Annotated in this window: 19 protein-coding genes; 10 read left to right on the top strand and 9 right to left on the bottom strand. The window is 60.0% G+C overall.

Annotated elements, in window-relative coordinates; translation table 11 throughout:
• Positions 1-10: 10 nt before the first annotated feature.
• From pqqF to CJU81_RS14515, 7 genes are all read left to right on the top strand, one after another.
• The gene (gene pqqF / locus CJU81_RS14545) at positions 11-2,440 is read left to right on the top strand and encodes a pyrroloquinoline quinone biosynthesis protein PqqF (protein WP_095037220.1); all 2,430 of its coding nucleotides are present in this window, start codon (positions 11-13) and stop codon (positions 2,438-2,440) included.
• A 152-nt stretch (positions 2,441-2,592) separates the two neighbouring features.
• Positions 2,593-2,667 (top strand): pyrroloquinoline quinone precursor peptide PqqA, encoded by a 75-nt coding sequence (gene pqqA, locus CJU81_RS14540; protein WP_003444522.1) that lies wholly within the window; start codon positions 2,593-2,595, stop codon positions 2,665-2,667.
• Between the two features lie 82 nt (positions 2,668-2,749).
• A complete protein-coding gene (pqqB, locus tag CJU81_RS14535; protein ID WP_095037219.1) occupies positions 2,750-3,661 on the top strand; it encodes a pyrroloquinoline quinone biosynthesis protein PqqB in 912 nt (303 codons plus the stop codon).
• A gap of 116 nt (positions 3,662-3,777) precedes the next feature.
• On the top strand, positions 3,778-4,530 hold the full coding sequence (pqqC, locus tag CJU81_RS14530; protein WP_095037218.1) for a pyrroloquinoline-quinone synthase PqqC: 753 nt from the start codon (positions 3,778-3,780) through the stop codon (positions 4,528-4,530).
• On the top strand, positions 4,527-4,802 hold the full coding sequence (pqqD, locus tag CJU81_RS14525; RefSeq protein WP_095037217.1) for a pyrroloquinoline quinone biosynthesis peptide chaperone PqqD: 276 nt from the start codon (positions 4,527-4,529) through the stop codon (positions 4,800-4,802). The genes pqqC and pqqD overlap by 4 nt, the downstream gene beginning before the upstream one ends.
• Positions 4,774-5,940, top strand: coding sequence for a pyrroloquinoline quinone biosynthesis protein PqqE (pqqE, locus tag CJU81_RS14520; RefSeq protein ID WP_083369743.1), 1,167 nt, complete (start codon positions 4,774-4,776; stop codon positions 5,938-5,940). The genes pqqD and pqqE overlap by 29 nt, the downstream gene beginning before the upstream one ends.
• The gene (locus CJU81_RS14515; protein ID WP_095037216.1) at positions 5,906-7,738 is read left to right on the top strand and encodes a S9 family peptidase; all 1,833 of its coding nucleotides are present in this window, start codon (positions 5,906-5,908) and stop codon (positions 7,736-7,738) included. The genes pqqE and CJU81_RS14515 overlap by 35 nt, the downstream gene beginning before the upstream one ends.
• Positions 7,739-7,857: 119 nt before the next feature.
• Here the strand turns inward: CJU81_RS14515 and CJU81_RS14510 are convergent, their stop codons facing one another.
• Positions 7,858-8,016: a YqaE/Pmp3 family membrane protein gene (locus CJU81_RS14510; RefSeq protein ID WP_004419451.1), complete on the bottom strand. Its 159-nt coding sequence runs from the start codon at positions 8,014-8,016 to the stop codon at positions 7,858-7,860.
• 185 nt (positions 8,017-8,201) lie between these two features.
• Positions 8,202-9,485 (bottom strand): aspartate aminotransferase family protein, encoded by a 1,284-nt coding sequence (locus CJU81_RS14505; protein ID WP_095037215.1) that lies wholly within the window; start codon positions 9,483-9,485, stop codon positions 8,202-8,204.
• 217 nt (positions 9,486-9,702) lie between these two features.
• On the opposite strand from CJU81_RS14505, the gene CJU81_RS14500 reads away from it, so the two are divergent.
• Positions 9,703-10,602, top strand: a complete 900-nt coding sequence (locus CJU81_RS14500) for a LysR family transcriptional regulator (protein WP_095037214.1) — start codon at positions 9,703-9,705, stop codon at positions 10,600-10,602.
• Positions 10,603-10,868: 266 nt separating this feature from the next.
• Here the strand turns inward: CJU81_RS14500 and CJU81_RS14495 are convergent, their stop codons facing one another.
• The 7 genes from CJU81_RS14495 to bioB all read right to left on the bottom strand — a co-directional run bounded on the left by CJU81_RS14495 (position 10,869) and on the right by bioB (position 19,550).
• Entirely contained in the window at positions 10,869-12,647 is a 1,779-nt protein-coding gene (locus CJU81_RS14495; protein ID WP_095037213.1) for an acyl-CoA dehydrogenase C-terminal domain-containing protein, read from the bottom strand.
• A 249-nt stretch (positions 12,648-12,896) separates the two neighbouring features.
• Positions 12,897-14,702 carry a phenylacyl-CoA dehydrogenase gene (locus tag CJU81_RS14490; RefSeq protein WP_095027449.1) on the bottom strand — a complete coding sequence of 602 codons (1,806 nt, stop codon included), beginning with the start codon at positions 14,700-14,702 and terminating at the stop codon, positions 12,897-12,899.
• Between the two features lie 279 nt (positions 14,703-14,981).
• Positions 14,982-15,662 (bottom strand): dethiobiotin synthase, encoded by a 681-nt coding sequence (bioD, locus tag CJU81_RS14485; RefSeq protein WP_095037212.1) that lies wholly within the window; start codon positions 15,660-15,662, stop codon positions 14,982-14,984.
• Positions 15,659-16,471 (bottom strand): malonyl-ACP O-methyltransferase BioC, encoded by an 813-nt coding sequence (gene bioC, locus CJU81_RS14480; protein WP_095037211.1) that lies wholly within the window; start codon positions 16,469-16,471, stop codon positions 15,659-15,661. Before bioC ends, bioD begins: the two co-directional genes overlap by 4 nt.
• Positions 16,464-17,195, bottom strand: coding sequence for an alpha/beta fold hydrolase (locus CJU81_RS14475; RefSeq protein WP_095037210.1), 732 nt, complete (start codon positions 17,193-17,195; stop codon positions 16,464-16,466). Before CJU81_RS14475 ends, bioC begins: the two co-directional genes overlap by 8 nt.
• Complete coding sequence (bioF, locus tag CJU81_RS14470) at positions 17,188-18,360, bottom strand: 8-amino-7-oxononanoate synthase (RefSeq protein WP_095037209.1); 1,173 nt, start codon at positions 18,358-18,360, stop codon at positions 17,188-17,190. The genes CJU81_RS14475 and bioF overlap by 8 nt, the downstream gene beginning before the upstream one ends.
• A gap of 134 nt (positions 18,361-18,494) precedes the next feature.
• A complete protein-coding gene (gene bioB, locus CJU81_RS14465; protein ID WP_095027454.1) occupies positions 18,495-19,550 on the bottom strand; it encodes a biotin synthase BioB in 1,056 nt (351 codons plus the stop codon).
• A gap of 88 nt (positions 19,551-19,638) precedes the next feature.
• Here bioB and CJU81_RS14460 point away from each other — a divergent pair, with 88 nt between their 5' ends.
• Both CJU81_RS14460 and CJU81_RS14455 read left to right on the top strand, forming a co-directional pair.
• Positions 19,639-20,379: a ComF family protein gene (locus CJU81_RS14460; protein WP_095037208.1), complete on the top strand. Its 741-nt coding sequence runs from the start codon at positions 19,639-19,641 to the stop codon at positions 20,377-20,379.
• A 57-nt stretch (positions 20,380-20,436) separates the two neighbouring features.
• Positions 20,437-21,201 carry a TOBE domain-containing protein gene (locus CJU81_RS14455; RefSeq protein WP_095037207.1) on the top strand — a complete coding sequence of 255 codons (765 nt, stop codon included), beginning with the start codon at positions 20,437-20,439 and terminating at the stop codon, positions 21,199-21,201.
• Positions 21,202-21,280: the final 79 nt, after the last annotated feature.

Genomic DNA, 21,280 nt, shown 5'->3' with positions numbered 1-21,280 from the left:
GGAAGTGCCCATGCCTGCGCTGAATCACCCTCACACCCAACGTCTGACGCTTGAAAACGGTCTGACCCTCTGCGTGCGCCATGAGCCGCGCCTCAAGCGTTGCGCGGCCGTTTTAAGGGTTGCCGCAGGCAGCCACGACGTGCCCGCTGCCTGGCCCGGCCTCGCGCATTTCCTGGAACACTTGCTGTTTCTGGGCACCGAACGCTTCCCGGCGGCAGACAACCTGATGGCCTGGGTACAGCGCCACGGCGGTCAGGTAAATGCCAAAACCTGCGAGCGTCATACCGACTTCTTTTTCGAATTGCCCCTCGGTGCTTTCGAAGGCGGTCTTGAACGTTTGTGCGACATGCTCGCCCAACCGCGCATGAATCTGGCTGACCAACTGCGCGAACGTGAAGTGCTACATGCCGAATTTATCGCCTGGGCCCGTGAGCCTTCGGCGCAGCGTGAGATCAAACTGTTCCAGCCATTGAATCCGGCCCATCCGCTACGGGCATTTCATGCCGGCAACCGTTACAGCCTGCCCGTGCCGCGGGCGAATTTTCAGCAAGCCCTGAAAGACTTCTATCAAAGGTTCTATCAGACCGGGCAAATGACCTTAAGCCTGAGCGGCCCGCCAGCAATCCCCGAGCTGATCACCCTCGCCGAGCGCTACAGCGCTGTGTTGCGCCCCGGCAAAGCCGTGCAACAAGCCGATGCGCCCGCCTTGATGACCGGCCAGCAGCACTATCAACATATAGACGGCCCGCGCCTGAGCCTGGTGTTTGCCCTGGAGCATCTGCCACCAGCGTCTGAAAAGGCGCTGGAATTCCTGTGCCACTGGATCAATGCCGACAAAGCCGGTGGTCTGTGCGCACAGTTAAGCCAGCAGCAACTGATTGGCACTCTCAAGGCCACGCCGCTCTACCACTTCAACAGCCAGGCACTGCTGCACATTGAGTTCACTGCAGCCAATGATATTGCCCCGCACGCCACACTCATCCGCGACACCTTCCATGACTGGCTGAGGTTTTTCCGGGCACAACAGGATTGGCCGACGCTACGCGAAGAATTGCGCCTGCTGCAACAACGTCAGCAAGACACCAGCAGCGCACTGGAACTGGCTCGAAATGACTGTAAGCAACATGTACCCGGTTTGTCGGATCAAGGCGTAACAACCCTCAAGGCTATACTTGGACAGCTGCAGCCTGAGGCGTTGCAGCCAGCGCAACATGCCTGGCAATTGCCCGCGCCCAATCCGTTTCTGCAACCGCCTGAAGAGCCCGTAAGTGCCGGCCTGATTCGCGGGCAAACCAGCGCTCACCGAGGTTTGCGCACCTTTGCCCAAGACCGCTTACGCAGCCGTCGCGACCTTTCAGCGATGCGTTTTAGCACCGCTCTACCAAGCCTGGGCGGCGAGGCTGCGATTTACCTGCGTTGGCGTTTGCCTGCGAAGCCTGCAGACAACCCGCTGCCCGCACTGGAAAACAGCCTGCGTTCGCTGATCCTGGATGCTCGCCATGCCGGGGTCGAGCTGTCACTCAACGCACAGGGCAATGACTGGCTGCTGAAAATGCACGGCTACCACGCGCCAATGCCCGCCATTCTGGAGCAGGCCTTGCGCACACTCAGCGCTCCCGCCGAGCCAGCCACCCCGCCTGCTGAAGCTGCATTGATGCCGATCCGCCAACTGCTCAAGCGCCTGCCTGAGCTGGGCCAGCCGATGGACGAAGCGACCCTGCCACACGATTGGGCCAATGTCCGCTGGGATGGGCTGGCAGTGGGCCTGCCTGGTGCCACACAGGCCCTGATCACCCCCGTTCTGAACAAGGTACCGGGCACGCCGGATGCACAACTGGCACAGCAAACCCGGCTCCCGACCCAACGCCATTGGTACACCGAACCTTGCGACTCCAGCGAGCACGCACTGATCCTGTTTTGCCCGACTCCCGAGGCAACACTGGCCGACGAAGCGGCCTGGCGCCTGCTCGCCCACATTGCGCAAACCCCGTTCTATCAACGCCTGCGGGTTGAATTGCAACTGGGCTATGCGGTGTTCAGCGGTCTGCGCCAAATCAACGGTCAAACCGGCCTGCTGTTCGGTGTGCAATCGCCCCACGCTTCAACGACGCAAATCTTCGAACACATTGAGGATTTCCTCGCGCATTTGCCGGATCTGGTATCGGATATGGATGAAATATCTTTCACCCAGGCGCGCGCTGCCTTGGCACAACAATTTTCGACCGAGGCCCTCGGCGTGTCTCAAGCCAGTGAATTGCTGTGGCAGGCCACGTTGGCCGGCCACCCGTCGGATTACCTCACAGCCCTCTATTCGGCCCTTATGGCGATGGATCAAGGCACTACACTCAAGGCTGCACGGCAGATCAGCCAAGCCGACAGCCGCTGCTTGTGTGTGGCCACGAGCCCCGCAACTGAAACGTTTTATCCAGGGAGAAGCTGATCGTTACCAACTGTGCAACGAGCTTTCTTCGACATCGGGCGTTCAAAAAGCGTCAAATTTAGTAACATAGCCACCTAAGCTTTTGAACAACTCCTTCGGGAGCTGGACTAATCAAGAGACACCACCCACCCACCCGCTGAAGGAGTCACGATATGGCCTGGACTAAACCTGCTTACACCGACCTGCGTATTGGCTTTGAAGTCACCATGTACTTCGCTAGCCGTTGATCTGCGTCTTCACTGAGCAGAGCAACCCAACGCCTCGGTTCGCCGGGGCGTTTTTATTTTCAGATTTGCAAGAGAACACGCCATGTTTGTCCAGATTCTAGGTTCCGCCGCTGGCGGCGGTTTCCCGCAGTGGAACTGCAACTGCGTCAACTGCGCGGGTTTTCGTGATGGTTCGTTAAACGCCAAGGCGCGTACCCAATCGTCGATTGCGATCTCCGACGACGGCGTGAACTGGGTGCTGTGCAACACTTCGCCCGACATTCGTGCACAACTCCAGGACTTCGCTCCGATGCAACCGGGCCGTGCCCTGCGTGATACCGGGATCAGCGCCATCATCCTGATGGACAGCCAGATCGACCACACCACCGGCCTGCTGAGCCTGCGCGAAGGCTGCCCGCATGAAGTCTGGTGCACTGACATGGTCCACGAAGACCTGAGCACCGGCTTCCCGCTGTTCACCATGCTCAAGCACTGGAATGGCGGCCTGAACTGGAACCGCATCGAGCTGGAGGGAACATTCACCATTCCCGCCTGCCCCAACCTGCGATTCAGCCCGCTGCCCCTGCGCAGTGCCGCACCGCCGTATTCGCCGCACCGTTTCGACCCGCACCCGGGCGACAACATCGGCCTGATCGTCGAAGACCTGCGCACCGGCGGCAAACTGTTCTATGCCCCGGGTTTGGGCAAGGTTGACGCGCCCTTGCTGGAAATCATGGCTGGCAGCGACTGCCTGCTAGTGGACGGCACGATGTGGGACGACGACGAAATGCAGCGTCGAGGCGTGGGCACCCGTACCGGCCGCGAGATGGGCCACCTGGCGCAAAACGGCCCCGGCGGCATGCTCGAAGTACTTGAGCAACTGCCCGAACAGCGCAAGGTGCTTATCCATATCAACAACACCAACCCGATCCTCGACGAAGACTCCGCCGAGCGTGCCGAACTGGTTCGCCGGGGGGTTGAAGTGGCCTTTGATGGCATGAGTATCGAGCTTTAAGCCACACCACAACCCCTGTGGGAGCAGGCTTGCTCGCGATGCAAACGGCGCGGTGCATTTGACACACCGCAGCGATCCCATCGCGAGCAAGCCCGCTCCCACCCTGGAGAACCCTGATGACCCAAGCCCCACTCTCCATCGCCGAATTCGAGGCCGCCCTGCGGGCCAAAGGCGCTTATTACCACATCTACCACCCCTACCAGGTGGCGATGTACGAAGGCCGCGCTACCCGCGAGCAGATTCAGGGCTGGGTCGCCAACCGTTACTACTATCAGGTCAATATCCCGCTTAAAGATGCCGCGATCCTGGCCAACTGCCCTGACCGTGAAGTGCGTCGCGAGTGGATTCAACGCATGATCGACCACGACGGCGCGCCCGGTGAAGACGGCGGTATCGAAGCCTGGCTGCGCCTTGGCCAGGCCGTCGGCCTGGACCCGGATCAACTGCGCTCTCAGGAGCTGGTCCTGCCCGGCGTTCGTTTTGCCGTGGATGCCTACGTCAACTTCGCCCGCCGCGCCACGTGGGAAGAGGCCGCCAGCAGTTCGCTGACCGAAATGTTTGCGCCGCAAATTCACCAGTCACGCCTGGACAGCTGGCCGCAGCATTACCCGTGGATCGACCCGGCCGGCTACGAATACTTCCGCACCCGCCTGGGCCAGGCCCGACGCGACGTAGAGCACGGGCTGGCAATCACCCTGCAGCACTACACTACTTATGAAGGCCAGCAGCGCATGCTGGAAATCCTGCAGTTCAAACTCGATATCCTGTGGAGCATGCTCGATGCCATGACCATGGCCTACGAGCTGGACCGCCCGCCCTATCACAGCGTGACCAGCCAACGTGTCTGGCATAAAGGAATCACCCTATGAGCTTCGATCGCAGCAAAATCCCGACCTGGCGCACCGGCTATCGTTACCAGTACGAGCCCGCGCAAAAAGGCCATGTGCTGCTGTACCCCGAAGGCATGATCAAGCTCAATGACAGCGCCGCCCTGATCGGTGGTCTGATCGACGGCCAGCGCGACGTCGCGGCCATTATTGGCGAACTGAACCAACAGTTCCCCGGCGTACCTGAGCTCGGCGCAGATATCGAGCAATTTATGGAGGTTGCTCGTGCAGAGCACTGGATCGAACTTGCCTGACAGCCGTATCCCGCCCAAGCCAGAGGTCGGCCTGCCGCTGTGGCTGCTCGCTGAATTGACCTACCGCTGCCCGCTGCAATGCCCCTACTGCTCAAACCCGCTGGACTTCGCCCAGCAGGGCAAAGAACTCAGCACCGAGCAGTGGATCAAGGTGTTTCGCGAGGCACGGGAGATGGGCGCGGCACAGTTGGGGTTCTCCGGTGGCGAACCGCTGGTGCGTCAGGATCTGGCCGAATTGATTGGCGAAGCACGCAAGCTGGGCTTCTATACCAACCTGATTACCTCGGGCATCGGCCTGACCGAGCAAAAGATCAGCGACTTCAAAAAAGCCGGGCTGGACCATATCCAGATCAGCTTCCAGGCCAGCGATGAACAGGTCAACAACCTACTGGCCGGCTCAAAAAAGGCCTTCGCGCAAAAGCTCGAAATGGCCAGGGCAGTCAAGGCCCACGGCTATCCGATGGTGCTGAACTTCGTCACCCATCGGCACAACATCGACAAAATCGACCGCATCATCGAGCTGTGTATCGCCCTTGAGGCCGACTTTGTCGAGCTGGCCACCTGCCAGTTCTACGGCTGGGCCCAGCTCAACCGTGTCGGCCTGCTGCCAACCAAGGAGCAACTGGTACGGGCTGAGCGCATCACCAACGAATACCGGGCCAAACTTGAGGCTGAAGGCCACCCCTGCAAGCTGATCTTCGTCACCCCGGACTATTACGAAGAACGCCCAAAAGCCTGCATGAACGGCTGGGGCAGCATTTTTTTGACCGTAACACCTGACGGTACGGCCCTGCCGTGTCATGGTGCCCGGCAAATGCCGGTCGAGTTCCCCAATGTGCGCGACCACAGCATGCAACACATCTGGTATGACTCGTTTGGCTTCAACCGTTTTCGCGGTTATGACTGGATGCCCGAGCCCTGCCGGTCGTGCGACGAGAAAGAAAAGGACTTCGGCGGCTGCCGTTGCCAGGCCTTTATGCTCACCGGGGACGCCAGCAATGCGGACCCGGTGTGCAGTAAATCGCCACAACACGACCTGATTCTCAAGGCGCGCGAAGAAGCCGAGCACGCCACCCAGACCATCGAACAATTGGCCTTCCGAAATGAACGAAACTCACGTCTCATCGCCAAAAGCTGAACCCTTCAGCGCCGCACTCGCCGTGGCCGCCGGGGTTGATTTCGCAGAATTGCGGGTCGGCCCACGGGGCCTGTTCTGGAACGAATATCGTCCACAGGATGCGGCCTCGCGTATCTGGCACTGGCGCGAAGGCCAGGCCCACTGCCTGACGCCCGCCGGTTTCAGCGCGCGCAGCCGGGTCTATGAGTATGGCGGTGGCAGTTTTTGCTTGAGTGATGACGCGGTGGTATTCGTCAACGAAGCCGATCAACAGTTGTACTTGCAACCCCTGGACGGCGCGGCACCGCAAGTGCTGACCCAGGGCACTTGCCGTTACGGTGGCGTGCAGTTTGCCAGCGGGCAGGTGCTGGCGGTCGAGGAAACCGGCGATCAACATCGACTGGTCAGCATCGACCTTGCGACCCTTGAACGCCAGTTGCTGGCCGAAGGCGCTGATTTCTATGGTGCACCGGCATTGAGCCCCGACGGCCAGCGCCTGGCCTGGATTGAATGGAGCCGCCCGCACCAACCGTGGACATCAACCCGCCTGATGCTCGCCGAAGGCCAAACGGCCGGACGCTGGAACACCGCCCAGTGCCTGGCCGGTGATCTTGATGAAGAGTCGCTGCAACAGCCGCGCTTCGACACAGATAACCGCCTGCATTGCCTGACCGACCGCGCAGGTTTCTGGCAACCCTGGGCCGAGTCCGGCGAAGGCCTGGTGCCCGCACCCAGCGCGCGCGCCGATCACGCCCCGGCCCCCTGGCAACTGGGCACCAGCACCTTTGTGCCGCTTGCCGAGCAAGGCTATCTGGCCAGTTGGACCGAGGACGGCTTCGGTCGCCTGGGCATCCGCACAGCTGACGGCAACCTCGAAGACTTCACGGGTGACTACAGCCACTTTCGCAGCCTGGCACTGGATAAGGCATTTATTTATTGCATCGCAGCATCACCGATACGCCCTTCAGCCGTGATCCGCATCTGTCGCGCCGACCATAAGGTCGAGGTACTGGCAGGTGGCGTTGCGCCGCTGCCCCCTGAACGTATCAGCCGCCCGAGAACCCTGCGTTATCCCTCTGGATCGGGTCATGCCCACGGCTTTTTCTACCCAGCGATGAATGGCGAGACAAAACCGCCACTGCTGGTATTCATCCACGGCGGTCCGACTTCGGCCTGTTACCCGATGCTCGACCCGCGCATTCAATACTGGACCCAACGCGGCTTTGCCGTGGCCGACCTCAACTATCGCGGCAGCACCGGCTATGGCCGTGAGTATCGTCAGGCCCTGCATCTGAATTGGGGCGTTGCGGATGTCGAAGATGCTTGCGCAGTAGTCAGTTATCTCACCGAGCAAGAACTGATTGCTCCCCGCACTGCGTTTATTCGCGGCGGCAGCGCAGGGGGCTACACCACCTTGTGTGCGCTGGCATTTCATAAAGTCTTCCGGGCGGGTGCCAGCCTGTACGGAGTCAGCGATCCGATTGCGCTGGCGCGAGCCACCCACAAGTTTGAAGGTGACTACCTGGACTGGTTGATTGGCGACCCGCAGCGCGACGCTGAACGTTATGCGGCGCGCACTCCGTTGCTGTACGCCAACCAGATCAGTGTGCCGGTGATCTTCTTCCAGGGCGAGCTGGACGCCGTCGTGGTGCCGCAACAAACCCGCAACATGCTCCAGGCCCTGCAATACAACGGCATCCCGGCCCAGGCCCATTACTACCCGGACGAACGCCACGGCTTTCGCAAAGCCAGTAACCAGGCCCACGCACTGGAACAGGAATGGCTGTTTTACAGCCAGGTGATGCAAGCTGATACATAACTGTAGTCGCTGCCGCAGGCTGCGAAGGGTGCCCCAAAGGCCACACTGGTTGAATGAGCAGGGCCTTCGGCCCTTATCGCAGCCTGCGGCAGCGACTACAGGTCGATATCCTTTGCCAGTTAACGCTTGGCGATAATCCACACCGCATGCACGATCCCTGGAATATAACCGCACAGGGTCAGCAGAATATTCAGCCAGAATGCCCCGGCAAAACCCACTTGCATAAACACGCCCAGCGGCGGAAGCAGAATGGCAAAGATGATTTTAATAAGATCCATATGCGCAGCTCCCTAGTAGTGGCGGGCCAGAACTGGCCCTGCTACCAATCGACTCCGGGCGCTGGCCAAAGGTTCAGCCAGAACTTATCCACAAGCAAAAAAAACGCCCTGTGCCGAAGGAAACAGGCACAGGGCGATGCGTTATACCGCGAGACGGTTCTTTAAATTCTGTGTGACCGATGCAGTCAGACGGCAACTCCGCGACGGCACTGCAACTGGGCCGTGCGCACACGGGCAAAGGCCCGGGCCAGACGCAGCAGCATTTCATCGATATTGCCCTTGCTCACGCACAGGGCCGGGGTGAACCGCAGGCAGTCGGGCTGTGGAGCACTGATCAGCAAGCCTTCGTACAATGCCGCCTTGACCACCGCATCTGCCGAGTTATCCGACAAGGTCAGGCCCCAAAGCAGGCCCTGGCCGCGCAATTCGCCCTGTGCATAACTATTCGCCAACCGGCCCAACCCCTCGCGCAGGTGTTGCCCCGCGTCGCGAACCTGCTGCAAAAAGCCTTTGTCCAGCACCGTGTCCAGTACCGCCAACCCTGCTGCGCTCATCAAGGCATTGCCATGATGGGTACCGCCCAACTCGCCGGGCTCAAGGCAGCAGGCCTTGCCCCGAGCCAGCAATGCGGCCAATGGCACACCGCCGCCCAGGCCCTTGCCTAAAGTGATGATGTCGGCGCGAATGCCGTAATTCTGCTCTGCCAGCAAGGTGCCGCAACGTCCCATGCCGGTCTGGACTTCATCCAGGATCAACAAAATGCCCAGCTCACGGCACAAACGCTCAACACCCTTGAGGTAATGCTCAGTCGCCGCAATCACCCCGGCTTCGCTTTGTACCGGCTCCAGCATGATGGCCACGGTCTGAGCATCGACTGCCGCATGCAGCGCCAGCAAATCGTTGAACGGCACATTGATAAAGCCCGGCAACTGCGGCTCGAAGCGGTTATCCACAGAGGCGCCGCCCGAAGCTGACATCGCGCCAAAGCTGCGACCGTGGCAGCTGCGGCTGGCCGTAATGATCCGATGGGCGCCACCGCGATGCAGCTGACCCCATTTACGCGCCAGCTTGATCGCGCCCTCATTCGCCTCGGCGCCGGTGTTGAGCAAATGCACCTGATCGCTGCCGGTGCTGTCACACAAGCGCTGCGCCAGATTCAACATCCCGCGATTTAAAAAGCCTGCGCCCGGATTCAGCAAAGACTGCGCCTGCTCGGCCATCGCCTTGACCAGCACTGCCGGGCTGTGGCCCAGGCTGTTGGCGGCACTGCCCTGAGTAAAGTCCAGGTACGCACGGCTGTCGCTGTCCCACATCCACGACCCCTGACCTCGCACAAACACTTGGGTCTCACGCTCAACGCAGGGCATCAGGCAATCCTGGGACGGATGGTTGCCAGCCTTCGATGGCGCAGAATGCGCAGCCATCTCTTCAAGGCTGGGGGAATGGCGACGCAGGTTAAACAGGTTCATGCACGCGGACCTTGTGACCATAAACAGATTCGATTTGCAACTGCCGGCGCTTCTTACAGTAGGTAAACCTCTGATTGGGTTTATTGCCCTGCCTATGTAAAACGCCACTGCCTATCAACATCTCTGGCTCGATGAGCCTTGTGGAATGCGCGTAGACTAGGCGCCAGCGGGCCGTTGAGCCATTTCGTTTTTTAAGCAATTTCGATAAGTATTACTTATGGATTTCAAGCAACTGCGTTATTTCGTCGCGGTCTATGAAGAAGGCCATGTGGGCCGTGCCGCTGAGCGTCTTTGCATCTCGCAGCCAGCCCTGTCGCAGCAGATTCGCCAGCTCGAACACAACCTCGATGTGAGCCTGTTCGAGCGCAGCAGCAAGCGTCTACTGCCAACATTGGCAGCGCACACGCTGTACAACCACGCGCTGCCGCTGCTCGACGGGCTGCAACGGGCCAAAGAGGCTTTGCACAATTTCCAGGGCCAGGCCCTGCGCACCATCGCCATCGGCGTGTTGCAAACCGTGCATACCAGCCTGGTGCCGCAAATGCTGGAGCGGGTGCGCCAGGCCCAACCCCATTTGGTGGTGCAGATCTACGAGCTCACCGGCATCGAGATCGAGCGGCGTCTGCTCAATGGTTCGCTTGATATCGGCATCAGCTACCTGCCGCCACGCCAGCCCGGGTTGCACGGCATGCTGCTGTATGAGGACGAACTACAACTGGTAATCCCGGCGGATCATCCACTGCGCGAATTCAAGAAGGTGTCTGTGAGCCAGGCGGCCGAGTTGCCGATGCTGCTACTGGGAGAAGAGTTTCAGGTACGCCAGATCTGGCAAACCCAGCTCGCCAATCTGGGCCGCCGCCCGCAGGTGCAGGCCGAACTGAACACCATGGCAGGGATTCTCGACAGCCTGCCCCATAGCAAGCTGGCCACCGTATTACCTGGGCGTTCGCGCCATCAGCACGACGACCAGGCACTGCTATGGAAACCGTTGAGTGAGCCGAGAGTACCGCTAAAGGTGGGGTTGGTGTGTCGCGATGTGCAACGTCAGCAAGCCACATTGGCGTTGCTGCGCACGCTGCTGGAGGATGTGATGCAGAGCGATGAAGGCTCTTTGTAGCTGCCCACCTTGTGGGAGCAGGCTGGGGGAAGTCGCAAAAATTCTGGTGCGCAAAAAAGAAAACCCCGCCGAGGCGGGGTTTTGCAGACTGTTTCCCTGACATCCTTTTCACTCCGCCATCCTGGCAGAATCCTACGTGTCCGTGTTGTTGCTTTGAGCTTCCTGCTCTACGTCCATGGAAAGTAGATTACCCCTGGATCCAATCTGCCGATATGGGAGATTGTCAGCATGTAATGTAAGCAAATGCTTACAAAACACTAAACAGGTTAAAAGTGTGCTTCGTCCAGCAGGTAAAGCGACTCGCTACCGGCCTTGACCGATGCGCTCAGCGAGTGGATACGCGGCAGCAAACGTGCGAAGTAGAAGCGCGCCGTGCCCAACTTGCTGACATAAAAGGCTTCCTGGGCTTCTTTGCCCAACGCGGCCTTGGCCATCAACGCCCACATATACGCATACGTTGTGTAACCAAAAACCTGAAGGTACTCAACCGAAGCGGCACCGATCTCATTCGGGTTGTTTTGCGAGCGATCCAGCACCCAGGCTGTCAACTGGTCAAGTGTGTCCAAAGCTGCAGCCAGTGGCTGGGTAAACTCGTTCAGGTCACTGCTGGTCGTGGCAATGAACTGACGAATCTCTTCGGCAAACTGGCGGTAGTAGGCCCCCTGGTTGCCGACGATCTTGCGCCCCACCAGATCCAGCGCCTGGATACCGTTGGTACCTTCGTAGATCTGGGTGATGCGCACATCACGCACCAACTGCTCCTGACCCCACTCGCGAATATACCCGTGGCCGCCGAACACCTGCTGGCCATGCACGGTGGTTTCCAGGCCCAAGTCGGTCAGGAATGCCTTGGCCACCGGGGTCAGCAAAGCCACCAGGCCATCAGCGCGCTCGCGGGCTGCGGGGTCTTCACTGAACTTGGCAATATCCAGCTGGTTGGCAACGTAAGTCGAAAACGCCCGACCGCCTTCGTTCGAGGCCTTCATGGTCAGCAGCATGCGCCGCACATCGGCGTGAACAATGATCGGGTCGGCCACTTTATCCTTGGCCACCGCGCCGGTTGCTGCGCGCCCCTGCAGACGGTCGCGGGCATATTCCACGGCGTTCTGGTACGACCGTTCTCCCGAGGCCAGGCCCTGAATGCCAACCCCCAGACGCTCGTAATTCATCATGGTGAACATCGCGGCAAGGCCGCGGTTAGGCTCACCCACCAGGTAACCGACCGCTTCATCGAAGTTCATCACGCACGTTGCGGAAGCCTGGATACCCATTTTGTGTTCAATCGAACCACAGGTGACCGGGTTGCGGTCACCCAGGCTGCCATCGGCATTAACCATGAACTTGGGCACCAGAAACAGCGAGATACCTTTAGGCCCCGCAGGCGCATCCGGCAATTTGGCCAGTACCAGATGGATAATGTTTTCAGTCAGGTCGTGCTCGCCACCGGTAATGAAGATTTTGGTGCCACTGACTTTGTAGGAACCATCCACTTGAGGCTCGGCTTTTGTCCGAATTATCCCCAGATCAGTACCGGCATGGGGCTCGGTCAAACACATGGAACCTGCCCACACACCCGAGTACATATTCGGCAGATAGGCCGCTTTCAATTCTTCGCTGGCGTGCGCGTTGATCGACACACAGGCCCCCGCGGTCAACATCGGGTACAGGCCGAACGACAGGCTGGATGAGTTGATCATTTCTTCGACCTGCGCCGACACGGCCTTGGGCATGCCCATGCCGCCGAACTGCGGGTCGCCGCCTACACCCACCCAGCCGCCTTCGGCGTAGGTGCGATAGGCATCGACAAAACCGGCCGGGGTGGTCACTGCACCATTGTCCCAGTGGCAGCCTTCCTCATCACCACTGCGGCTCAGCGGTGCGATGCTTTTCGCGGTGACCTTGCCCGCTTCTTCAAGAATGGCTTCAACCGTTTCAGCATCTACCGTCTCTGCCAACACAGGCAATTGCGCCCAAAGTGTAGCGACCTCGAACACTTCATTGAGGACGAAGCGCATATCGCGCAGGGGCGCTTTGTAGTCAGCCATGGCAAACCTCGTAATCTGTAAACGGCGTTTAATGTGGGACCCAGTCTAGCTTAACGACGATAGCGATACATAGGGTCATGCTGTGACTAATATATACGTTTTGGTCGAGAGCATATCTGATGTGGGAGCGAGCCTGCTCGCGAGGGCTTTCGCGAGCAGGCTCGCTCCCACAGAAAGTTAAGGCGCACCAAAACTAAAAAAGCCGCTTCCCCAAAGGAGAAGCGGCTTTGCAAGATGACCCGCCGGGACTTAGTAGCCCAGGTCGAAGTCTTCTTCTTTCATGTCCATCAGGTTGGCAGCGCCCGACAGCATGGTGGCAACGTGTGCGCGGGTGCGCGGCAAGATGCGCTGGAAGTAGAAGCGTGCCGTTTGCAGCTTGGCTTTGTAGAACGCTTCTTCGGAAGTGCCGGCCGCCAGCTTTTCAGCTGCCAGACGCGCCATGTCAGCCCAGAAGTAGGCCAGGCAGGCATAACCGGAGTACATCAGGTAGTCGACCGAGGCCGCACCCACTTCTTCACGGTCTTTCATGGCGGCCATACCGACCTTCATGGTCAGCTCGCCCCATTCCTTGTTCAGCGCAGCCAATGGCGTGACGAACTCGTTCAGAGTTTCGTTGCCTTCGTTGCTCTGGCAGAACTTGTGCACGATCTTGGTAAAGCCTTTGAGCGCTTCGCCCTGGGTCATCAGTACTTTACGGCCCAGCAGATCGAGTGCCTGGATACCGGTGGTGCCTTCGTACAGCATCGAAATGCGGCTGTCGCGAACGTTCTGCTCCATGCCCCATTCGGCGATAAAGCCGTGGCCGCCGTAGATTTGCACGCCGTGGTTGGCAGACTCAAAACCGACTTCAGTCATGAATGCCTTGGCAATCGGAGTCATGAATGCCAGCAGTGCGTCGGCTTTCTTCTTCTCTTCTTCATCAACGCCGTACTTGACGATGTCAACCTGCTTGGCGGTGAAGTACACCATCGCACGGTTGCCTTCGGCGAATGCCTTCGTGGTCAACAGCATGCGGCGTACGTCCGGGTGAACGATGATCGGGTCAGCCGCCTTCTCAGGGGCTTTCGGGCCGGTCAGCGAGCGCATCTGCAGACGGTCACGGGCGTATTTCAGGCCGCCCTGGAAGGCGATTTCAGCGTGGGACAAGCCCTGCAGCGCGGTACCCAGACGTGCGGTGTTCATAAAGGTGAACATGCAGTTCAGGCCTTTGTTTGGCGGGCCGATCAGGAAACCCGTGGCGCCGTCGAAGTTCATCACGCAGGTGGCGTTACCGTGGATGCCCATTTTGTGCTCAAGCGAGCCACAGGACACGGCGTTGCGCTCACCGATGCTGCCATCGGCGTTGGCCTTGAACTTGGGCACGATAAACAGCGAAATGCCTTTGGTGCCAGCCGGTGCATCCGGCAGGCGAGCCAGCACGATGTGCACGATGTTATCGGCCATATCGTGTTCACCGGCCGAGATAAAGATCTTGGTGCCGGAAATTTTGTAGGAACCGTCAGCCTGAGGTTCAGCCTTGGTACGCAGCAGGCCCAGGTCGGTACCGCAGTGCGATTCGGTCAGGCACATGGTGCCAGTCCATTCGCCGGTCACCAGCTTGGTCAGGTAGGTCTCTTGCTGCTCGGGGGTGCCGTGCTCGGAGATGGTGTTCATCGCACCATGGGACAGGCCCGGGTACATGCCCCACGACCAGTTGGCCGCACCGACCATTTCGCTTACCGCCAGACCCAGGGATTCCGGCAGGCCTTGGCCACCGTGCTCCACGTCGTGAGCCAGGCTCGGCCAGCCGCCTTCTACGAATTGTTTGTAGGCTTCTTTAAAACCTGTAGGAGTCTTAACCCCGGACTCGCTCCAGGTGCAGCCTTCAATGTCACCCACACGGTTCAGAGGTGCCAGCACCTGCTCACAAAACTTGGCGCCTTCTTCGAGAATGGCGTCAACCATATCTGGAGTAGCGTCCTGGCAAGCCGGCAGGCTCTGATAGTGCGCTTCGTAACCGAGCAGTTCGTCACGAACGAAGCGAATATCACGCAAGGGGGCCTTGTAGTCAGGCATAGCGATAAACCTCTGCTGATGAATCCGGGGATGAACAACCGCGTGGATTTGTTATGGCGGTCAAACAGGTGTTTGAAACATACGTTTACGCCTATTTATTGTCAAGCAGCGCGAAGCGTCCGTTCGTCTTGGGTCGGATTTATCAGGCAAAGGGAAAAGGGCTTGTGGGAGCGAGCCTGCTCGCGATACAGGCAGTGCGGACCGCCTGTCAGACCGAACCGATACCATCGCGGGCAGGCCCGCTCCCACACTAGATCGGGCCTGGACTGGAGCGGTTTTTCAGTCCAGCAAATCGAGCTGCAGGTATTCAGCCACGGACTGCGCCGACGCCGATTTAAGCTTTGGCACACGCCCGAGGCAAGGCGCAGGCAGGCGCTCGGCCAGGGTGGCGAGGTTTTCTTCCAGGCGTGAGGTTTTCGGGCCGATGATATTGGCCACCCAGCCCGCCAGTTGCAGGCCATCACGGGCAATCGCCTCTGCCGTGAGCAGGGCATGGCTGATACAGCCCAGGCGCACGCCCACCACCAGAATCACCGGCAGATCCAGCGCCTGGGCCAGGTCCGACAAGCTGTCTTGCCCCGATAACGGCACTCGCCAGCCGCCAGCGCCTTCAATCAGGGTGAAGTCGGCTTGTTTACTCAGGATGTGCTGCATCGGGCCCAGCAACGAGCGCACCGTCAGCACCACCCCGGCTTCGCGCGCCGCAATATGCGGAGCGATAGCCGGCTCGAACGCCACCGGGTTGACCTCGTCATAACTCAACTTGATCGAGCTTTCAGCCATCAAGGCCAGGGCGTCGGCATTGCGCAGCCCCTGCGGGGTGACTTCACAACCCGAGGCCACCGGTTTGCCCGCAGCCGTGCTTAGCCCGGCCGCGCGGGCGGCATATAAAAAGCCCGCTGCTACTGTGGTCTTGCCTACATCAGTATCCGTGCCGGTGATGAAGTACGCCGGGTTCATCGCGTTTTCTCCAGAATGCCGTAGACCACCTGGTACGTCGCCGGTAGCCCGAGCGGCTGACGAAATTGCTCATAGGCACCCACCAGCCCCTTGATCCGCGCCCTGCCGGTCAGCCCCTCGGGGCGTCCCGGGTTCAGATTGTGTGCACCGAGCGCTTTAAGCTCATGAGTCAGCTGGCGAACTTGCGGGTAGTGCAGCACATGCGGCTGATTCTGCAAGTCGAGTACCTGCAAACCGCTGTCGGCACAAAGCTGCTGATAAGTCTGAAATTCACGAAAGCGATTGACGTGAACCTGGCCATCGACCGCTCGCCAACTGTGACGCAGCTCACTCAAGGTGCCCACGCACAAACTGGCGAATGCCAGCACACCGCCGGGTTTGAGCACACGCTGGGCCTCGTTCAGCACCGCCCGGAAATCCGCACACCATTGCAGCGCCAGACTGGAGAAAATCAGGTCGCAACTGTTCGATTGCAGCGGCAGGCTTTCGGCATCGCCCGCAATGAAATGCTGTGCCCCGCCCAAGGGCCGGGCATAGGCCAGCATGCCCTGGGCGATGTCCAGGGCCAACCCCTGGCTATGGGTAAAGCGCTCGCCCAACAGGCGACTGAAATAGCCCGTGCCACTGCCCAGATCCAGCCAGCGCTGCGGGCTCAAACCCTGCGGCAATCGGGCTATCAGCTCACGGCCAACAGCGCGTTGCAGCTGCGCGACGCTGTCATAACTGGCCGCCGCGCGGGAAAACGAAACTGCCACCTGACGCTTGTCCGGCAAACTGGCCGCAAGCATTGCAACACTCAAATCATTCATCGCCCGACTCGTGTAAAAAAACCTGGATGGCCGCCGCCAGCTCGTGGGGGGCTTCCAGTAAAAAAGCATGACAGGCCTGTTCAATCAGACCCACTTCGACATCGGGTAACAGCGCCAGCACATCGCTCGCCGCCTGCACCGGGACCAGGGCATCAAGCCCCGCGAACAGGTGCAATTGCGGGCCGTTGAAACGCTGCAAGGCGGCGCGCGTATCCAGCTTGCCCAGCAGTTCAAGGCCGGCCAGCAGGGTATCGGGCTGCGCTTTCGGTGCACCGGCCAGCAGCAGGCTGGCAAGCGCCCGCGCCTCAAGCGAACCTTGGCTGCACAGCAGGCAAAAGCGTTTGAGGGTCGTGTTGGGCGCATCGCCAAAACCGTTGAGGAACGGCTCGAAGGTCGAGGCAGGCATGGCGCTTGGCCAATCCTCGCGGCTGACAAAGCTCGGATTGCTGGCCAGGGTCACCAGCCCGCAACAGCGATCACCGCGACGCGAAGCCAGCTCGCTGGCGAGCATCCCGCCCAACGACCAGCCACCCAGCCAGACGTTGTCGGGCAGGGTGGCTTCGAGTTCATCGAGCCAGTCGTCAAGATCGGCGGACAACAGCACCGGCAGTGGTTCGATTTCCACCCGCAAGTGCTCGTCCAGCCCGCGCAGGGCCACGGCAAGCGGCTCCAGAGGTGAAACCCCCAGGCCCCAGCCCGGCAGCAAAATCAAGCGATCACGCATGAGCAGGCTCCAACGTACGCCAACAGTCGTCGAGTGCTGTTAACAATAGCTGCACCTGTGCTTCTGTGTGGGCGGCCGACAGGGTCACGCGCAGGCGGGCGCTGCCCGCAGGCACGGTGGGCGGGCGGATTGCAGTCACCAGCAGGCCGCGCTCGCGCAGCCTCTGCGACAGGCGGATGGCCCGGCCGCTGTCGCCGATCATGATCGGCTGGATCGGCGTGAAGCTGTCCATCAACTGCAAGCCGATCTGCTCGGCACCCCGGCGAAATTGCGCTATCAGGTTGTTCAGGTGCTCACGGCGCCAATGCTCGGTGCGCAGCAGCTCAAGGCTTTTCAGGGTTGCGCAGGCCAATGCCGGCGGCTGGCTGGTGGTGTAGATGTAGGGCCGGGCGAACTGGATCAGGCTTTCGATCAGCTCTTCGCTGCCCGCAACAAATGCACCGCTGGTGCCAAATGCCTTGCCCAGCGTTCCGACCAGCACCGGCACATCGTCTGCGCTCAGACCAAAGTGCTCGGAAATCCCGCCGCCATTGGCACCCAACGGGCCAAAACCATGGGCATCGTCGACCATCAACCAGGCACCTTTGGCTTTGGTTTCACGGGCGAGCGCAGGCAGGTCGGCGAGATCGCCGTCCATGCTGAATACGCCATCGGTGACCACCAGCGTACTGCCGCTGGCTTTTTCCAGACGCTTGGCAAGGCTACTTGCATCGTTATGCAGGTAGCGGTTGAAGCGCGCCCCGCTCAACAAGCCGGCATCCAGCAGGGAGGCATGGTTGAGGCGGTCTTCCAGCACCGTATCGCCTTGCCCCACCAGGGCCGTGACGGCGCCCATGTTGGCCATATAACCGTTGCTGAACAGTAGCGCCCGCGGGCGACCGGTGAACTCGGCCAGGGCTTCTTCCAGTGCGTGATGAGGGGTGCTGTGACCGATGACCAGATGCGATGCACCGCCGCCCACCCCCCAGCGCGACGCACCGATTTGCCAGGCTTCGATGACTTGCGGGTGATTGGCCAGGCCAAGGTAGTCGTTATTGCAAAAGGCGAGCAAAGGCTTGCCATCGACCACCACCTGCGGGCCTTGCGGGCTTTCCAGCAAAGGCCGCTGGCGGTACAGATTTTCGGCACGGCGAACGGCCAGGCGGGCGTTTAGATCAAATGACATGCTGGCTATAATCCCTTGTAGCCGCTGCCGCAGGCTGCGATGGGCAGCGAAGCGGCCCCGGCTTCGGTATTGAAAGCGAAGGTCCTGCGGACCTTATCGCAGCCTGCGGCAGCGACTACAGATCGGCGCTGTGGTTAAACCACAGCGTTATAAAACTGCTCGCTGGACTTCTGATCCCGCAGCGCATGCTCGATCACCGCCTGATGCACCTCGTCGGCGTGATCTTCACGCTCTTCGGGCAAGATGCCCAAACGACTGAACAACTGCATGTCCTTGTCCGCCTGCGGGTTGGCGGTAGTGAGCAATTTGTCACCGTAGAAAATCGAGTTGGCTCCGGCAAAAAATGCCAGCGCCTGCATTTGCTCGTTCATTGCCTCACGCCCTGCCGACAGGCGCACATGGCTCAAAGGCATCATGATTCGCGCTACCGCCAGCATGCGGATGAAATCAAACGGGTCGATGTCTTCGGCGTTTTCCATCGGCGTACCGGCCACTTTCACCAGCATATTGATCGGCACCGACTCCGGGTGCTCAGGCAGATTGGCCAGCTGGATCAGCAGATTGGCGCGGTCGTCCAGCGACTCGCCCATGCCCAGGATGCCGCCGGAGCAGATTTTCATCCCGCTGTCGCGCACATAACTCAGGGTTTGCAGGCGTTCGCTGTAAGTGCGGGTGGTGATGATGCTGGTGTAGAACTCAGGGGAGGTGTCGAGGTTGTGGTTGTAGTAATCGAGGCCAGCGTGGGCCAGCGCGGCGGTTTGCTCCTGATCGAGCTTGCCCAGGGTCATGCAGGTTTCCAGGCCCATGGCCTTCACGCCTTTGACCATCTCCAGCACATAGGGCATGTCTTTGGCCGACGGGTGTTTCCAGGCCGCCCCCATGCAAAAGCGGGTGGCACCGATGTCCTTGGCCCGTTGTGCTTCTTCAAGCACCTTCTGCACCTGCATCAGCTTCTCTTTGGCCAGGCCGGTGTTGTAGTGACCCGACTGCGGACAATATTTGCAATCTTCCGGGCAAGCACCGGTCTTGATCGACAGCAGCGTCGAAACCTGAACCCGGTTGGCGTTGAAATGCCTGCGGTGAACGGTCTGCGCTTCGAAAAGCAGGTCGTTGAAGGGCTGGGTGAACATCGCCCGGACTTCGGCTAATGACCAATCATGTCGCAAGTTGGCAAGGCTGCTGGCGCTCATCGGCGTTTCTCTTGTTTATGCTTTGACTAGAACCCGAGGCAAAAAAACCCAGGCACGGCACGGATATCGGCATGTTTAAGGATGCGACATGAACTGTCAACCACTATGGACAAGGCTGGTTTACAACTGGTTATTAAACAACCAATCATGTTTGTTGTGTGACGAGCGCGCCAGCCCGGAGTTGGCCCTGTGCGTCGCCTGCGAACTGGAGCTGCCCTGGCTGGGTGACCGCTGCCAGCGGTGCGCTTTACCGTTGCCGATGGAGGGGCTGATGTGCGGCCATTGCATCAGACAGCCGCCAGCCTTCGAGCGTGTCCATGCGCCTTGGGTGTATGGCTTTCCAATCGACAGTCTGATCGTGCGCTTCAAGCACCACAGCAAATGGCCTTATGGACGACTTTTGGCCGAAATTCTTGGCCAATCGCTGCTAGATAGCTTCAACTCGGGTGAGCCTAGACCCGACGCCCTGCTGCCAGTGCCCCTGTCCAGCAAACGCTTGCGTGAGCGTGGCTATAACCAGGCCGGCATGCTGGGTGACTGGCTCAGCAAGCAGTTGTGCCTCCCCTGCCAACCGCACTGGCTGCTGCGTACCCAGGACACCGCTGCGCAACAGGGTCTGGACGCCAAAACCCGCAAACGCAACCTGCGCCACGCCTTCCGCCTTGCACCCGGGGTACAGGTCAATGGTTTGCATCTGGCCCTGATCGATGATGTGCTGACCACCGGCGCCACGGCAGAAAGCCTGGCGCGCCTGCTGCTCAAGGGCGGGGCGCGGCGGGTCGATGTGTATTGCCTGGCGCGCACGCCAAAACCCGATGGGCTTGCTTGACGCCACCCTGCGCAGCAGGCACTTTTCGGGCACACCCCGTCTTGCGAACCTGCCTTCATGCACCTGCCTGCCCTGCTTGCCCAACATATCGTCCACCGCCCGCAACGTATTGCCCTGTTGCAACACATCGCCGAGCAGGGCTCGATCACGGCTGCCGCCAAAAGTGCGGGCATCAGCTACAAGGCTGCGTGGGATGCCATCGATGAGCTGAACAACCTGGCGCAAACCCCCTTGGTAGAGCGCAGCATAGGTGGCAAGGGCGGAGGCGGCGCCCGGTTGTCCGTGGCAGGTCTACGGGTGCTGCGGCTTTATCAGCGCTTGCAGGCAATACAGGCTCAGGTGCTGGACGCCGCCGAAGACGCCCGGGATCTCGACCTGCTGGGCCGCCTGATGTTGCGTACCAGCGCCCGTAACCAGTTGCACGGTACCGTTACTGCCATCCACAGGCATGGTCACAACGATCTGATTGACCTTGAGTTACCCGGTGGCCTGACCTTGCAGGCGCAAATCACCCACGACAGCACCCAGCGCCTGGAACTGGCCATCGGCAGCCCGGCGGTAGCGCTGATCAAAGCGGGCTGGCTGCAGTTGATCGACGTCGCACAACTGCCCAGTCCCGAACACAATCACCTGCACGGGCAGATCGAACAGATCCTACACATCGCCGACGGCCCCAGCGAAGTGCGCATCAGCCTGCCTGGCGGCCAGACGTTGTGTGCGCTGACCGAACCGCAACACCTTGAAACACTTGGTCTGAGCGTGGGCAGCGCGGCGCAAGTGCAGTTCGCGCCGTCGCTGGTGTTGCTTGGGACAGCGCTCTAGTCCGCCCCCCCCAACCCTCTCCCTTTGGGAGAGGGTAAGCGTGAGGGCTTTTCAAACAAACACTGAAACATCTCTGTCA

Origin of the sequence: Pseudomonas fragi (assembly GCF_002269505.1) — a bacterium.
Lineage (GTDB): Bacteria > Pseudomonadota > Gammaproteobacteria > Pseudomonadales > Pseudomonadaceae > Aquipseudomonas > Aquipseudomonas fragi_D.
Note: the sequence above shows the minus strand (reverse complement) of the source record. Positions and strands in the feature narration are given on the sequence as shown.

Excerpts from the sequence above, each read along its gene's own strand:
- pqqF (WP_095037220.1), top strand. The coding sequence starts at position 11 with ATGCCTGCGCTGAATCACCCTCACACCCAACGTCTGACGCTTGAAAAC.
- pqqB (WP_095037219.1), top strand. The coding sequence starts at position 2,750 with ATGTTTGTCCAGATTCTAGGTTCCGCCGCTGGCGGCGGTTTCCCGCAG.
- pqqC (WP_095037218.1), top strand. The coding sequence starts at position 3,778 with ATGACCCAAGCCCCACTCTCCATCGCCGAATTCGAGGCCGCCCTGCGG.
- pqqD (WP_095037217.1), top strand. The coding sequence starts at position 4,527 with ATGAGCTTCGATCGCAGCAAAATCCCGACCTGGCGCACCGGCTATCGT.
- CJU81_RS14515 (WP_095037216.1), top strand. The coding sequence starts at position 5,906 with ATGAACGAAACTCACGTCTCATCGCCAAAAGCTGAACCCTTCAGCGCC.
- CJU81_RS14510 (WP_004419451.1), bottom strand. The coding sequence starts at position 8,016 with ATGGATCTTATTAAAATCATCTTTGCCATTCTGCTTCCGCCGCTGGGC.
- CJU81_RS14505 (WP_095037215.1), bottom strand. The coding sequence starts at position 9,485 with ATGAACCTGTTTAACCTGCGTCGCCATTCCCCCAGCCTTGAAGAGATG.
- CJU81_RS14500 (WP_095037214.1), top strand. The coding sequence starts at position 9,703 with ATGGATTTCAAGCAACTGCGTTATTTCGTCGCGGTCTATGAAGAAGGC.
- CJU81_RS14495 (WP_095037213.1), bottom strand. The coding sequence starts at position 12,647 with ATGGCTGACTACAAAGCGCCCCTGCGCGATATGCGCTTCGTCCTCAAT.
- CJU81_RS14490 (WP_095027449.1), bottom strand. The coding sequence starts at position 14,702 with ATGCCTGACTACAAGGCCCCCTTGCGTGATATTCGCTTCGTTCGTGAC.
- bioD (WP_095037212.1), bottom strand. The coding sequence starts at position 15,662 with ATGAACCCGGCGTACTTCATCACCGGCACGGATACTGATGTAGGCAAG.
- bioC (WP_095037211.1), bottom strand. The coding sequence starts at position 16,471 with ATGAATGATTTGAGTGTTGCAATGCTTGCGGCCAGTTTGCCGGACAAG.
- CJU81_RS14475 (WP_095037210.1), bottom strand. The coding sequence starts at position 17,195 with ATGCGTGATCGCTTGATTTTGCTGCCGGGCTGGGGCCTGGGGGTTTCA.
- bioF (WP_095037209.1), bottom strand. The coding sequence starts at position 18,360 with ATGTCATTTGATCTAAACGCCCGCCTGGCCGTTCGCCGTGCCGAAAAT.
- bioB (WP_095027454.1), bottom strand. The coding sequence starts at position 19,550 with ATGAGCGCCAGCAGCCTTGCCAACTTGCGACATGATTGGTCATTAGCC.
- CJU81_RS14460 (WP_095037208.1), top strand. The coding sequence starts at position 19,639 with ATGAACTGTCAACCACTATGGACAAGGCTGGTTTACAACTGGTTATTA.
- CJU81_RS14455 (WP_095037207.1), top strand. The coding sequence starts at position 20,437 with ATGCACCTGCCTGCCCTGCTTGCCCAACATATCGTCCACCGCCCGCAA.